The sequence below is a fragment of the Citrobacter youngae genome (assembly GCF_003818115.1).
Classification (GTDB): Bacteria; Pseudomonadota; Gammaproteobacteria; order Enterobacterales; family Enterobacteriaceae; genus Citrobacter; species Citrobacter youngae.
In genome coordinates this window covers 134149-149139 of record NZ_RPOI01000004.1, presented here as the reverse complement: position 1 = coordinate 149139, position 14991 = coordinate 134149, and the positions used below count along the sequence as shown (strand labels likewise).

The following is a 14991-nucleotide window of genomic DNA, read 5'->3' as shown; positions in this document are numbered from 1 at the left end:
GCGAAAAGGAGAAATACGATGGCGAACAGAATGATTCTGAATGAAACGGCATGGTTTGGCCGGGGAGCTGTTGGGGCATTAACGGACGAGGTCATCCGTCGGGGTTATCGCAAGGCTTTGATTGTCACCGATGCAAACCTGGTACAGTGCGGCGTTGTCGATAAGGTGACATCCCGTATGGATGCCGCCGGTTTGCCGTGGGAAATCTATTCCGGTGTGATCCCAAATCCTACAATTGCAGTGGTGAAGGAGGGATTGGAAGTCTTTCAGCAAAGTGGCGCAGATTATCTGATAGCTATAGGCGGCGGCTCCCCGCAGGATACCTGCAAAGCGATTGGCATTATCCACAATAACCCTGAGTTTGCCGATGTACGCAGCCTTGAAGGGTTATCGCCAACACGTGCTGCGAGCGTACCGGTGATGGCAATCCCTACGACGGCAGGGACGGCGGCGGAAGTGACCATTAACTACGTGATCACGGACGAAGAAAATCGGCGTAAATTTGTCTGTGTCGATCCGCATGACATTCCGCAGGTGGCGTTTATTGATGCCGATATGATGGATGGTATGCCTGCCGCGTTAAAAGCGGCGACCGGGGTCGATGCGTTGACCCATGCTATTGAAGGTTATATTACGCGGGCGGCGTGGGCACTCACTGACGCGTTGCACATCAAAGCCATTGAGATCATTGCCGGGGCGTTGCGCGGCTCTGTTAATGGTGACAGCCAGTCTGGTGAGGCAATGGCGCTGGGTCAGTACGTTGCCGGAATGGGATTTTCAAACGTCGGTCTGGGGCTCGTGCACGGGATGGCACACCCGCTAGGGGCCTTTTATAACACTCCGCACGGCGTCGCCAATGCCATTTTGTTACCGCACGTGATGCACTACAACGCCGAATACACCGGAGAGAAATTCCGCGATATCGCCCGGGTGATGGGGGTGAAAGTGGAAGGTTTAACGCTGGAAGAGGCGCGTAAGGCTGCGGTAGATGCTGTGTTTGCGCTTAACCGTGATGTGGGGATCCCGCCGCACTTACGTGATGTGGGGGTACGTAAGGAAGATATTCCTGCGCTGGCGCAGGCGGCATTTGACGATGTTTGCACTGGCGGTAATCCGCGTGAAGCAAGCATTGCCGATATTGTCGAGCTTTACCATACCGCCTGGTAATCACCTGGCGTTTATCCGGCCTACTGGAGGGACGATGCGTAGGCCGGATAAGCGCAGCGCCATCCGGCAATAAGACTACCGTGCCAGCCGTAGCTGCTGGAGATTTCCGTCAATATGTAAGTCCGTTTGCAGCCGCGCGATATCACGGCACAGAAACGCCATCTCCTGGTGCATCTCCAGTTTCTTGCGCCACTTTTCCGGCACGTCTTCCAGATGTGCGTAAATCCCTTCCAGATGCTGAAACTGCATGAGTAGCTGTGTTGCACTCTTGGGACCAATACCTGCAACGCCCGGCACTTTTGAGCTGCTGATCCCGGCCAGTCCCCAATAATCTGGCAATTGCTGAGGCATTACACCAAATTCTTTCTCAATGAACGGCGCGTCCAGCCAGCGCTTCTGGAAATAGTCGCGAATGCGTAATGTTGGGGAGAGCAGTTGGCAATAACCTTTATCTGTCGAAACGATGGTGGCCTGATGTCCCGCCTGGGTGACTTTCACCGCCAGCGTTGCGGCTAAATCATCGGCTTCATTCCCGCTCGAGACCCAACAACAGACGCCGTGTTGTTCAAAAGCGGCGCGTAAGGCGGGCATTTCCTTGTGTAAATCGTCAGGCATTGGCGGGCGACCGGCTTTGTAGTCAGGTAAGCGTTGGTGACGCCAGCCGCTGTTGCGCGCTTCGTCATCAAATACCGCCACGGCGTGTGTGGGCTGACTGTGCACAATCAACTGATCGAGCGCGTGCTGGCACGTCTCCACGCAGGGCGACCCCTGGACGGCGTGAATGCGACGAATGAGATTGAGTGCATCGACAATGAGCAGATGGACGGCCACGGTGTTCTCCCTGATAAATCAGGCTGTAGGGTAACATTCACAGTGGGGGGAGGCGAAGATCTGAAACAACATTTTGCCGGATGGCGGCTGACGCCTTATCCGGCCTACAAATGACTGTGGCACTGTAGGCCGGATAAGTTTGCGCCAGGGATTAATCGCAGGTAACGATCTTCATCGCCAGACCGCCACGCGAGGTTTCGCGGTATTTGGCATTCATATCTTTACCTGTCTCGTACATGGTCTCGATAACTTTATCGAGGCATACACGAGGCTCGCTGGTACGGCGCAGCGCCATACGAGCAGCGTTCACCGCTTTCACCGATGCAATGGCGTTACGCTCAATGCACGGAACCTGAACTTGTCCGGCAACTGGATCGCAGGTCAGACCCAGGTTGTGTTCCATACCGATTTCTGCGGCGATACATACCTGCGTCGGGCTACCGCCCAGCAGTTCTGCCAGACCCGCCGCCGCCATAGAACACGCCACGCCGACTTCACCCTGACAGCCCACTTCAGCACCCGAAATTGAGGCATTCATCTTGTACAGGGAACCGATGGCGCTCGCGACCAGCATATAGCGTGCCAGTGAGTTAGCGTTCACTTCGCGGATAAACTTGTCATAGTACGCCAGCACTGCAGGAACAATCCCGCATGCGCCGTTCGTCGGGGCGGTAACTACACGTCCACCGGCAGCGTTCTCTTCGTTCACGGCCAGCGCAAACATGTTGATCCAGTCTACAACTGCCATCGGGTCAGTCGTGGTTTTGTCACTGCTAACCAGCATACGACGCAGTGCTGCCGCACGACGCGGAACGCGCAGTTTGCCCGGCAATACGCCTTCGGTGGTGATACCGCGTTCAATTCCACTGCGCATCACTTCCCAGACGTTTGCAAAGTGCTGTTCCAGCTCTTCTTTGCTGTGCAGGGCTAGTTCGTTCTGCATCATCAGGCCGGAAAGTGATAGTCCGGTTTCCTGACAGTGTCGTTGCAAATCGGCTGCGGATGTATACGGATACGGCACGTTTACCGGATTGTTATTCGGCAAACCAAAGTGTTCTTCATCAACGATAAATCCACCGCCGATGGAATAGTACGTCTGGCTGTAAATGGCTTTTTCGCCTGCCAGTGCGGTAATACGCATCCCGTTTTCGTGCAGGGACAGATTGTCCGCATGGAAATTCATGCACTTATCAACCGGGAATTCGACCTCATGTTGACCGTCCGCCAGCAGCAAACGTCCATGAGTATTCACATCCTGGATAAAGGCCGGGATAGCATCAATGTCTACGGTATCCGGCAGATTACCCGCCAGGCCCATAATAATCGCGATGTCGGTATGGTGACCTTTCCCGGTCAGGGACAGAGAGCCATAGACATCAACCACTACGCGGGTTACGTCAGTGAGAATTCCGCGTGCAATCAGGTCATCCGTGAATTGTTTGCCTGCTTTCATCGGGCCAACAGTATGGGAGCTGGAAGGGCCAATGCCGATTTTGAAAATATCGAATACGCTAATCATGAGGCGTCCATTGTGTATCGAGGTGCGCCGCCCCGAAGAGCGGCGCAGGGGAATTAACTGAACAGAGAGTAGAAAATAGCGGAGATAGCGATCAGGCCCATAATCACAACGAACACGTTGCTGATATGGCCGCTGTATTTACGCATTGCCGGTACTTTCTGAATCGCATACATCGGCATCAGGAACAGAATCATCGCGATGATTGGGCCACCCAGGGTCTCAATCATACCGAGGATGCTCGGGTTCAGCGTCGCCACAATCCAGGTGGTTACCAGCATGAACAGTGCAGTGATTTTGTTCAGTTTGTTGATTTCGATGGATTTGCCTTTGCCGCGCAGAGACTTAATCACCATCCCGTTGAAGCCTTCACGTGCGCCCAGGTAGTGGCCGAGGAAGGATTTGGTGATAGCGATAATCGCGATGATCGGTGCCATCCAGGCAATAATCGGTGCGTTAAAGTGGTTTGCCAGGTAAGACAGGATAGAGATGTTCTGTTCTTTCGCTGCAGCCAGATCCGCCGGAGTCAGGCTGAATACGCAGCTGAAGACGAAGAACATAACGGTCAGTACCATCATGATGTGAGCGAATGCCAGAATCTTGGAGCATTTCTTCTCTGCTTCATCACCGTACTCTTCACGCTTCGCCACGGCGAAGGAGGAGATGATCGGGGAGTGGTTGAAGGAGAACACCATTACCGGAATCGCCAGCCACAGGGTCAACAGCAGGCCGTTGCCGGTGGTTGCCGCAGAGTCAAAAGACATGGTTTCCAGAATCGCACCGCTCCACTGAGGGATCAGGTACAGCGCCAGCAGCATCAGAGCCGCAACGAACGGGAATACCAGGATGCTCATCGCCTTAACGATCATCTGCTCACCGAAGCGCACGATGGTCATCATGCCGACAATCAGGATCAGAGAGAGGATTGCACGCGGCGGCGGAGTAATCGCCAGCTGATGGGTCAGGAAGCTTTCAACGGTATTGGTGATTGCTACGCTGTAAACCAGCAGAATGGGGTAGATAGCGAAGAAGTAGAGCAGAGTAATCAGTTTACCTGCGCCAACGCCAAAGTGTTCTTCTACAACTTCAGTGATGTCTTCACCCGGATTTTTACCGGACAACACGAAGCGGGTCAGACCACGGTGAGCAAAGAAGGTCATTGGGAAGGCAAGAATGGCCATGATGATCAGCGGGATCATACCGCCAACGCCTGCGTTAATTGGCAGGAATAATACACCCGCGCCAATCGCCGTGCCGTAAAGGCCCAGCATCCACATGGTGTCTGTCTTGCGCCATGCGCTGCGGGTCTGGCCCGTAACGATAGTGCTGGTTTGCGTGTTTTCCATCTGTTTCTCCTGGAGGAAGCTTAAAAAGTCGGGTTTGGGTTCAATCCAATGAAAAAATACCCGACTGTAAAACGAAATTCGTTTAGCGATTTTTATATAATTTTTCGCCGTAATAATTTTCGGGCGGAAAGATACATTTAAGTAATGAATGTATCAGTGATCGCGATCTCAAATGCAATAATCCACCTTTTATGTGGATAAATTTGGACCATTAATCTGTTAAAAAATAGTCAAAGCGAATTTACGGGCGTGAAGGCTAACATTAACGACATATGGCATGAAAGACAGGGCGCGAAGATACGAGGGTTGCGCTATAAAAACTGTTGTTTTTAGTGAATTCTGATGACTAATTATAATTTGCGGTGATAAATCACGGTTTCCCCTGGGAGGTAATCGTTTGCGTTTTGGGGCTCGCCAGACGAAAGATAATTGATATTTATGTTATTGCGTGAGCTATGTGACTGGTATCACTAAAAAAGCCGGTTGGCTGATGCGCCAAATCCGGCTTTGATATGGACAAAACTGTCACCGCTATAGCGCTGCTAGCGGGTGTTGAAGGTTATGCGCAGATCTCGTAGCACGGGATATACGCAGTGCCCGGTAACTTCATACGATGTTGTGCAACAAAGCCCTGCAGGAGATCGTCCATGCGGCGCATCATCTCAGGGTCACCGTGGATTTTGTACGGGCCAAACTCTTCAATGGCGCGAATGCCGACTTCTTTCACGTTCCCCGCGACAATCCCGGAGAATGCGCGACGCAGGTCTGCAGCCAGCACTTCAACAGGCTGGTCTGGATACAGTTTCAGATTCGCCATGTTTTCGTGGGACGGTTCGAACGGCATCTGCAAATCAGGTGCGATACGAATTGACCAGTTAAAGCTGTAGGCATCACCGGTGTCTCGGCGGTTCTCTTTCACCAGCGGCATCGCTTTTTTCATCAGGCGAGCGACTTCCGCTGCATCGTCAATGATAATGCGATAGTGACGGCGCGCCTCTTCTCCCAGCGTGTGCACGATAAATTCGTCCAGCACGCGGAAGTAATCGGCGCTCTCTTTTGGCCCGGTCAGGATCAATGGCAGAACTTGATCTTTGTTGGCCGGATTCATCAGGATCCCCAGCAGATACAGCAGCTCTTCTGCTGTCCCTACGCCACCCGGGAAGATGATAATACCGTGGGCGATACGTACGAACGCTTCCAGACGTTTTTCAATGTCCGGCATGATGATCAGTTCGTTTACCAGCGGGTTAGGCGGTTCAGCGGCGATGATTGACGGTTCGGTCATGCCAATAAAGCGGCTGTCTTTGTAGCGCTGCTGAGCGTGGCCGACCGCGGCGCCTTTCATTGGCGCTTCCATCGCCCCTGGACCGCAGCCGGTACAGATGTTCAGTTCGCGCAGGCCCAACTGGGTGCCGACGCGACGGGCGTACAGGTACTCATTTTCGTTGATTGAGTGACCGCCCCAGCAGACGACCATGTTCGGCGCTTCACCGACGTGCAGCGCCCGGGCATTACGCAGGATCGAGAATACGAGGTTGGTGATATGGACCGAGCTTTCGAGATCCAGATGCTGAAAACGACCGGCGTTATGGATCTGGCCATTGACGAACAGAATGTCGCGCAGCACGGCAAACAGGTTAGCCTGCAGCGCGCGAATGATGCGCCCATCGACAAACGCGTCTTCAGGTGGGTTGATCAGTTCCAGCTTCACGCCGCGTTCACGGCGCAGCACGTTAATGTCGAAACTTTCAAAACGAGACAGCAGCTCTTTGCTGTTGTCTGTCAAACTGCCGGAGTTCAGAACGGCAAGCGAACAGTTACGAAACAGTTGATACAGGTCGCTGCTGGCCGTGCGTTTAAGCATATCGACTTCCAGCTGCGACAACATGTCCATTGAGCCAAGCGGGCTAATATGTGTAATCAAGTAAACTCCTTACGGGACGAGAGATATCATCCTCTACTGATTACAATAGCCCTGGCTTATGACCTTTCACAACCCTGCGCGCGGAATCCGACACGCAAAATTGAGAAAAAAGATTACTGACGCACCAGTCTGCCTGTTGCGGGGGTGAAATCTGTGTTGGTGCGCCATGGGTTGATATCGAGGCCGCCGCGTCGCGTGTAGCGTGCGTATACGCTCAGTTTCTCCGGCTGACAGAAACGCAGCAGGTCATTGAAAATGCGTTCCACACACTGCTCGTGAAATTCATTGTGGTGGCGGAAGGAGACCAGATAGCGCAGCAACTTTTCCCTGTCGATTTTGCGACCGCGATACTGAATTTGTATGGAACCCCAGTCAGGCTGGTGGGTGATCAGGCAGTTGGATTTTAGCAGATGGCTGACCAGCGTCTCTTCCACCGCTTTTTCACCGCTTACGGCATTTTCCAGATAGTCGGTGCTGAACTGGTAGTTATCGATGACGATATCCTGATTGTCGATACAGGTGCCATTGAAGTGGGCTATCGGCTGCCCTTCCTGTTCGTCAAGACGATAGAGCGCTACGCTGACATCACCTTGCGCGCAGGCGCGTAGATCGTGTTCCAGCGTCTGACGGACGTGTTCCCATGAGTCAAAACGCGTCTGATTAAAACTGTTCAGATACAGCTTAAAACTTTTTGATTCAATCAGATTAACGCTGGTGTAATCCAGCTCCACATGGCCGACCGCAACCTGCGGTAAGCCGTTGGCATTCAGCCATGACAGTTCATACAGCGTCCAGATATCGGCGCCGTGAAAAGGCAGATTATCGGCCTTTAGATCCAGCGGGTCGCGGTTCAGGCTGCGCGGAACACCCTGCAGCAGGCTGGCGTCGTAAATATCCCGGTAATCCGTTGATTTTCCGAGAGTCAGGCCGTCAAGCGCCTGATGATTTTCATAAGAGGACATGTTTCACCGTCATAAACCAGATACACTATGCGACAAGTGTATCCTGGCTTTTGTGAAGAGAGAAATCAGTGGACGAATTGACAGCACAGGCGTTGGCAGCCTTTACGACGCGTTATTGCGATGCATGGCATGAAAAAAACGGCAGCTGGCCGCTGAGTGAAGAGCTGTATGGCGTACCGTCTCCGTGCATCATCTCCTCCACGAACGATGCGGTGTACTGGCAACCGCAGCCTTTTGTGGGCGAGCCGAATGTAAACGCGGTTGAACGCGCCTTTGATATTGTGGTACAACCCGCTGTTCATGCGTTTTATACCACCCAGTTTGCCGGGGACATGCACGCACAATTTGCGGATGAGAAACTTACTCTGCTGCAAACCTGGTCTGAAGATGACTTCAGGCGCGTACAGGAAAACCTGATCGGCCACCTGGTTACGCAAAAACGCCTTAAGCTCTCTCCTACGCTTTTTATTGCCGCACTGGACAATGAACTTGATGTTATTTCAGTGTGCAACTTGTCTGGGGAAGTCTGCAAGGAGACGCTGGGAACCCGTAAACGGACGGTTCTGGCGGCCTCGCTTGCGGAATTTCTTACTCAACTTAAGCCTGTTCTGTAATCCAGTTTGCCCTAGGGCGTGTGAGAGATCTCTTACAAACCCTGTAGGAGATTGCCAGGTGTTCAGTAAAGACTTCATCGACCGATATAATGTTAACTATTTATAATTCAATTGGTTAATGTTTTATTGATAACTTTCATATGAAAATAATCATTAGGGTATGTCTGTAAGTGTCTTGTAAGACAATGCGAAACAGGCGATTCTATCTCTGTCGACAAGGAGTCGCACAACGAAGTGAACATCAGGATGATGACACTTCGGCAGGACACACCAGGACGGTGCTGCAAGGACAGGTTTCAGGATGAAGCAAAGAGGAAAACGCGGGAAGCGTTAAAGGACACCTCCAGGATGGAGAACGAGAGCCGGTCAGGATGTTCGGCGGGTCAGGATGGCCAGGAAACTTCAGGATGAAGTTTTCACATCGGGGTGATGTGAGCAGGATGCAAAAGTTCAGGATGAACGCGGTCGCAAGACCACAGGAAAAGTTGTCACGGATGAGCAGGGAGCACTAAAAGTAGCTGGAATGCTGCGAAACGAACCGGGAGCACTGTTTTTACAGTGCTCCCTTTTTTTTATTTCCTTTCTACTGGTGCTATTCTTCGCGCCAGATTTTTCATCATTGAGGTTAATTTCATGACGACTCATGACCGTGTGCGCGAGCAGTTGCATGCGCTTGAAGCACTGCTGCGTGAACATAATCACTGGCGGATGGATGAGCCAGAAGCGCATCTGTTTTCCAGCACGCAGCCTTTTTGTATGGATACCATGGAGCCGGTTGAATGGCTGCAGTGGGTGTTGATTCCCCGCATGTATGCGCTGCTTGATAATGCGCAGCCACTTCCAGAAGCGTTCGCTATTGCGCCATATTATGAAATGGCGCTGGCAGCCGATCATCCACAGCGCGATGTGATCCTGATTGCATTGCAGGATCTGGATGCGCTATTTACCAGTGATAACGCCTGATGCTGGAGATTCTCTATCAGGACCAATGGCTGGTTGCAGTCAACAAACCTTCGGGCTGGCTGGTTCATCGCAGTTGGCTCGACCGCGATGAGAAAGTGGTGGTAATGCAAACGGTGCGCGACCAGATTGGTCAGCACGTTTTTACCGCCCACCGACTCGACAGACCGACATCCGGTGTGCTGTTGATGGGGCTGTCCAGCGAGGCCGGACGACGGCTGGCACAGCAGTTTGAGCAGCATCAAATCCAAAAACGCTATCATGCGATTGTGCGTGGCTGGCTGATGGATGATGCCGTGCTGGATTATCCTTTGGTGGAAGAGCTGGACAAGATTGCCGATAAATTTGCCCGTGACGACAAAGGCCCACAGCCTGCGGTAACCCATTATCGCGGCCTGGCGACGGTTGAAATGCCGGTGGCGACCGGACGTTATCCGACCACCCGTTACGGGCTGGTGGAGCTGGATCCTAAAACCGGTCGAAAACACCAGCTCAGACGTCACCTGGCGCATTTGCGTCATCCGATTATTGGCGACAGCAAGCACGGTGATTTGCGACAAAACCGCAGCGCCGCAGAGCATTTTGGCTGCCAGCGCCTGATGTTGCATGCCAGCCAGCTTGAACTTACGCACCCCTTCACCGGTGAACCTCTGGTTATTCGCGCCGGGCTGGATGACGTCTGGATGCAGGCGCTATCACAGTTTGGCTGGCGTGGACTTCTCCCTGAGAATGAAAGGGTTGAGTTCAGCGAGCTGTCAGGTCAGGATAAGCAGATAGATTCTTAAGTCCCAGGAGATTACGGTTATGGCGGAAATTGGAATTTTTGTCGGCACGATGTACGGAAACGCGCTGCTGGTTGCCGAAGAGGCCGAAGCTATCCTCGCAAATCAGGGGCATAAAGCTACGGTTTATGAAGATCCGGAACTGGCTGACTGGGAAAAGTACAAAGACAAGTACATCCTGGTCGTAACGTCAACGACGGGACAAGGCGATCTGCCGGACAGCATCGTGCCGCTGTTTCAGGGAATTAAAGACCAACTGGGTTTTCAGCCCGACGTTCACTACGGCATTATTGCGCTCGGTGACAGTTCATATGCCAATTTCTGCGGCGGTGGTAAGCAGTTTGATGCGCTTTTGCAGGAACAGAGCGCCCAGCGTGTAGGTGAGATGCTGCTGATTGATGCCGGTGAACATCCGGAACCGGAAAGCGAATCCAACCCTTGGGTAGAACACTGGGCAACGCTCCTCAAATAGAATATTACCCAACCATCCGCACAGTTCGAATCATAAGCCGGGTAAGGCGTCGCCATTACCCGGCAATAAATCCCCCTCAAACGCCAATTTCGTGAAGCATCTTCCATTCCCTTAGGCTTATGCCATAAACAACCTCATTCACCCCTCGCAATGTTGTGTTTTTGCACGGTGAGGGTAAGAGGCACTCCTTCATATACTTTTCCCGTCAGTTCCCGAAAAGGCAGCGAGTCAGAATAAAACGGCCCTGAGCTGTACCAAAACTGCCACACACTAACCTCTCATTCTGATCACCCTACAGGTGCTGTACAGAATGAACTGGCGAAAGCCACGATTCAGGAGTGCAACAATGAGTTCATTAAGTCAGGCGGCGAGCAGCGCGGAAAAACGCACTAACGCTCGCTACTGGATAGTGGTGATGTTGTTTATCGTCACATCCTTCAACTACGGCGATCGCGCCACCTTATCCATTGCCGGTTCGGAGATGGCCAAAGACATTGGCCTTGATGCCGTCGGGATGGGGTATGTATTTTCCGCTTTTTCATGGGCCTATGTTATCGGCCAGATCCCCGGCGGCTGGTTGCTTGACCGCTTTGGTTCAAAACGCGTTTATTTCTGGTCCATCTTTATCTGGTCCATGTTTACCCTGCTGCAGGGCTTTGTCGATATCTTTAGCGGCTTCGGCATTATCGTTGCGTTGTTTACCCTGCGCTTCCTTGTGGGGTTAGCTGAAGCGCCATCCTTCCCCGGCAACAGTCGCATAGTTGCTGCATGGTTCCCGGCACAGGAGAGGGGCACGGCGGTCGCAATCTTTAACTCTGCGCAGTACTTTGCCACCGTTATCTTCGCGCCAATCATGGGCTGGCTGACCCACGAAGTAGGCTGGTCACACGTATTCTTCTTTATGGGCGGACTCGGGATCATCATCAGCTTTGTCTGGCTGAAGGTGATTCATGAACCAAACCAGCACCCGGATGTAAACCAAAAAGAGCTGGATTACATTGCCGAAGGTGGCGCACTGATCAACATGGATCAGGCAGCCGCTAAAGCTAAAGTTCCGTTCAGCGTGAAATGGGGACAAATCAAACAGTTGTTGGGTTCCCGCATGATGATTGGTATCTACATCGGTCAGTACTGTATTAACGCGCTGACCTACTTCTTTATCACCTGGTTCCCGGTCTATCTGGTACAGGCGCGCGGTATGTCGATTCTGAAAGCGGGATTTGTCGCGTCGGTCCCGGCTATTTGCGGATTCGCAGGCGGCGTGCTCGGCGGCATTATTTCCGACTGGCTGATGCGTCGCACCGGTTCGCTGAATATCGCCCGCAAAACGCCAATCGTGTTGGGTATGTTGCTGTCAATGGTGATGGTGTTCTGTAACTACGTCAACGTTGAGTGGATGATTATCGGCTTTATGGCGCTGGCTTTCTTCGGTAAAGGTATTGGTGCACTGGGCTGGGCGGTAATGGCAGACACGGCCCCCAAAGAGATTAGCGGCCTGAGCGGCGGTCTGTTCAACATGTTCGGTAATATCTCCGGCATCGTGACACCGATTGCTATTGGCTACATTGTGGGCACGACGGGGTCGTTTAATGGTGCCTTGATTTACGTTGGGGTGCATGCGCTGATTGCTGTGGTGAGCTATCTGGTGCTGGTCGGTGATATTAAACGTATCGAACTGAAACCTGTCGCAGGACAATGATGATGACAACACAATCAAGCCCCGTTATTACCGATATGAAGGTCATCCCGGTGGCCGGGCATGACAGCATGCTGCTCAATATTGGCGGTGCGCACAACGCATATTTCACTCGCAATATTGTGGTTCTTACCGATAACGCCGGTAATACCGGCGTCGGTGAAGCGCCGGGCGGTGAAGTGATTTATCAGACTCTGGTTGACGCTATCCCGATGGTATTGGGTCAGGAAGTGGCCCGCCTGAATAAGGTGGTCCAGCAGGTACATAAAGGCAATCAGGCTGCTGACTTTGATACTTTCGGCAAAGGTGCCTGGACATTTGAGCTGCGCGTCAATGCGGTGGCGGCACTGGAGGCCGCGCTGCTGGATCTGCTGGGCAAAGCGCTGAATGTACCGGTCTGCGAGCTGTTAGGTCCGGGTAAGCAGCGTGATGCAGTGACCGTGCTCGGGTATCTGTTCTATGTAGGTGATCGCTGCAAAACCGATTTGCCGTATCTGGAAAGTACGCCGGGTAAACATGAGTGGTATCAATTACGTCACCAGCAAGCGATGACCAGCGACGCGGTGGTGCGTCTGGCGCAGGCGTCACAGGATCGTTATGGCTTTAAAGATTTCAAACTGAAGGGCGGTGTGCTGCCGGGCGAGCAGGAAATCGACACCGCTCGTGCGCTGAAAAAATGTTTCCCGGATGCGCGTATTACCGTCGATCCAAACGGTGCCTGGCTGCTGGATGAAGCCATCTCCCTGTGCAAAGGCCTGAATGATGTGCTGACCTATGCCGAAGATCCGTGCGGCGCTGAACAGGGCTTTTCCGGGCGCGAAGTGATGGCCGAGTTCCGCCGCGCGACTGGTTTGCCGGTGGCGACCAACATGATTGCTACCAACTGGCGCGAAATGGGCCACGCGGTAATGCTGAATGCAGTCGATATTCCGCTGGCCGATCCGCACTTCTGGACGCTTTCCGGCGCGGTACGCGTGGCGCAGTTGTGCGATGACTGGGGCCTGACCTGGGGATGCCATTCTAATAACCACTTTGATATTTCGCTGGCGATGTTCACCCACGTCGGTGCGGCTGCGCCGGGTAATCCAACGGCTATTGATACCCACTGGATCTGGCAGGAGGGTGATTGCCGCCTGACCAAAAATCCGCTGGAGATTAAAAACGGAAAAATTGCGGTACCCGATGCGCCCGGTCTGGGCGTGGAACTGGACTGGGATCAGGTGCAGAAAGCGCATGAAGCCTATAAGGCGCTGCCCGGCGGCGCGCGTAATGACGCAGGCCCAATGCAGTATCTGATCCCCGGATGGACTTTTGACCGTAAACGTCCCGTTTTCGGCCGCCACTAATTTTGAATAAGGACTTAATTATGAGCGCACAATTTTCTACCCCACTGGTTACCTCTATGCAGGTTATTCCGGTTGCGGGCCACGACAGCATGTTGATGAACCTGAGCGGCGCACATGCTCCGTTCTTCACGCGCAATATTGTGATTATTAAAGATAACTCCGGTCATACCGGCGTGGGTGAAATTCCCGGCGGAGAAAAAATCCGTAAAACGCTGGAAGATGCGATTCCGCTGGTGGTGGGCAAAACGTTAGGTGAATACAAAAACGTGCTGAATGCGGTACGCAATACTTTTGCCGATCGTGATGCGGGCGGTCGCGGTTTGCAGACCTTTGATTTACGTACCACTATTCATGTGGTTACTGGGATCGAAGCGGCCATGTTGGATCTGTTAGGTCAGCATCTGGGCGTAAACGTCGCCTCTCTGCTGGGTGATGGACAGCAGCGTAGCGAAGTAGAAATGCTGGGTTACCTGTTCTTCGTGGGTAACCGTAAGGCAACGCCGCTGCCGTACCAGAGTCAGCCGGATGAGACGTGCGACTGGTATCGTCTGCGTCATGAAGAGGCGATGACCCCGGATGCGGTTGTGCGCCTGGCTGAAGCCGCGTATGAAAAATATGGCTTTAACGACTTTAAACTGAAAGGTGGCGTGCTGGCAGGGGAAGAGGAAGCGGAATCTATCGTCGCGTTGGCGAAGCGTTTTCCGCAGGCCCGCGTAACGCTCGATCCCAACGGCGCCTGGTCGTTGAATGAAGCGATCAAGATCGGTAAGTATCTGAAAGGATCGCTGGCTTATGCTGAAGATCCATGTGGCGCAGAGCAGGGGTTCTCTGGGCGTGAAGTGATGGCGGAATTCCGCCGTGCTACTGGCCTGCCGACGGCGACCAATATGATTGCTACCGACTGGCGTCAGATGGGGCACACGCTGTCGTTGCAGTCTGTGGATATTCCGCTGGCTGACCCGCATTTCTGGACCATGCAGGGGTCTGTTCGCGTAGCGCAGATGTGTCATGAGTTTGGCCTCACCTGGGGTTCACACTCTAACAACCACTTTGATATTTCGCTGGCGATGTTCACTCATGTGGCTGCTGCTGCGCCGGGTAAAATTACGGCCATTGATACCCACTGGATCTGGCAGGAAGGTAACCAACGCCTGACCAAAGAACCGTTCGACATTAAAGGCGGCATGGTACAGGTACCAGCGAAGCCGGGTCTGGGTGTAGAACTGGATATGGACCAGGTGATGAAAGCGCACGAACTGTACCAGCAACATGGCCTGGGAGCGCGTGATGACGCGATGGGAATGCAGTACCTGATCCCGAACTGGACCTTCGATAATAAACGCCCATGCATGGTGCGCTAAGTGTTATGCCGGTT

At 53.0% G+C, this 14991-nt stretch carries 13 protein-coding genes; 8 read left to right on the top strand and 5 right to left on the bottom strand.

What is annotated here, in order from left to right:
- Positions 1–18 precede the first annotated feature (18 nt).
- Positions 19–1167, top strand: a complete 1149-nt coding sequence (gene fucO, locus EHN13_RS03010) for a lactaldehyde reductase (protein ID WP_124020856.1) — start codon at positions 19–21, stop codon at positions 1165–1167.
- 75 nt (positions 1168–1242) lie between these two features.
- On the opposite strand, the gene xni is transcribed toward fucO, so the two are convergent.
- The 5 genes from xni to queF all read right to left on the bottom strand — a co-directional run bounded on the left by xni (position 1243) and on the right by queF (position 7746).
- A complete protein-coding gene (xni, locus tag EHN13_RS03005) occupies positions 1243–1998 on the bottom strand; it encodes a flap endonuclease Xni (protein ID WP_061068492.1) in 756 nt (251 codons plus the stop codon).
- A 151-nt stretch (positions 1999–2149) separates the two neighbouring features.
- A complete protein-coding gene (locus EHN13_RS03000; RefSeq protein ID WP_101741631.1) occupies positions 2150–3517 on the bottom strand; it encodes an L-serine ammonia-lyase in 1368 nt (455 codons plus the stop codon).
- Positions 3518–3570: 53 nt separating this feature from the next.
- Positions 3571–4860, bottom strand: coding sequence for an HAAAP family serine/threonine permease (locus EHN13_RS02995; protein WP_003034073.1), 1290 nt, complete (start codon positions 4858–4860; stop codon positions 3571–3573).
- 559 nt (positions 4861–5419) lie between these two features.
- The gene (gene ppnN / locus EHN13_RS02990; RefSeq protein ID WP_005130941.1) at positions 5420–6784 is read right to left on the bottom strand and encodes a nucleotide 5'-monophosphate nucleosidase PpnN; all 1365 of its coding nucleotides are present in this window, start codon (positions 6782–6784) and stop codon (positions 5420–5422) included.
- 113 nt (positions 6785–6897) lie between these two features.
- The gene (gene queF / locus EHN13_RS02985; RefSeq protein ID WP_048213082.1) at positions 6898–7746 is read right to left on the bottom strand and encodes an NADPH-dependent 7-cyano-7-deazaguanine reductase QueF; all 849 of its coding nucleotides are present in this window, start codon (positions 7744–7746) and stop codon (positions 6898–6900) included.
- A 68-nt stretch (positions 7747–7814) separates the two neighbouring features.
- Here queF and syd point away from each other — a divergent pair, with 68 nt between their 5' ends.
- The 7 genes from syd (at position 7815) to gudD (ending at position 14977) form a co-directional block, all read left to right on the top strand.
- On the top strand, positions 7815–8360 hold the full coding sequence (gene syd / locus EHN13_RS02980) for a SecY-interacting protein (protein WP_124020855.1): 546 nt from the start codon (positions 7815–7817) through the stop codon (positions 8358–8360).
- A 633-nt stretch (positions 8361–8993) separates the two neighbouring features.
- Positions 8994–9323 carry a YqcC family protein gene (locus EHN13_RS02975; RefSeq protein ID WP_124020854.1) on the top strand — a complete coding sequence of 110 codons (330 nt, stop codon included), beginning with the start codon at positions 8994–8996 and terminating at the stop codon, positions 9321–9323.
- Positions 9323–10105 (top strand): tRNA pseudouridine(65) synthase TruC, encoded by a 783-nt coding sequence (gene truC / locus EHN13_RS02970; RefSeq protein ID WP_101741633.1) that lies wholly within the window; start codon positions 9323–9325, stop codon positions 10103–10105. The genes EHN13_RS02975 and truC overlap by 1 nt, the downstream gene beginning before the upstream one ends.
- Before the next feature lie 19 nt (positions 10106–10124).
- Complete coding sequence (locus tag EHN13_RS02965) at positions 10125–10574, top strand: flavodoxin (protein WP_101741634.1); 450 nt, start codon at positions 10125–10127, stop codon at positions 10572–10574.
- A 346-nt stretch (positions 10575–10920) separates the two neighbouring features.
- Positions 10921–12273: a galactarate/glucarate/glycerate transporter GudP gene (gene gudP / locus EHN13_RS02960; RefSeq protein WP_124020853.1), complete on the top strand. Its 1353-nt coding sequence runs from the start codon at positions 10921–10923 to the stop codon at positions 12271–12273.
- 2 nt (positions 12274–12275) lie between these two features.
- Entirely contained in the window at positions 12276–13616 is a 1341-nt protein-coding gene (locus EHN13_RS02955; RefSeq protein WP_061068485.1) for an enolase C-terminal domain-like protein, read from the top strand.
- 20 nt (positions 13617–13636) lie between these two features.
- Positions 13637–14977: a glucarate dehydratase gene (gudD, locus tag EHN13_RS02950; RefSeq protein WP_124020852.1), complete on the top strand. Its 1341-nt coding sequence runs from the start codon at positions 13637–13639 to the stop codon at positions 14975–14977.
- Positions 14978–14991: the final 14 nt, after the last annotated feature.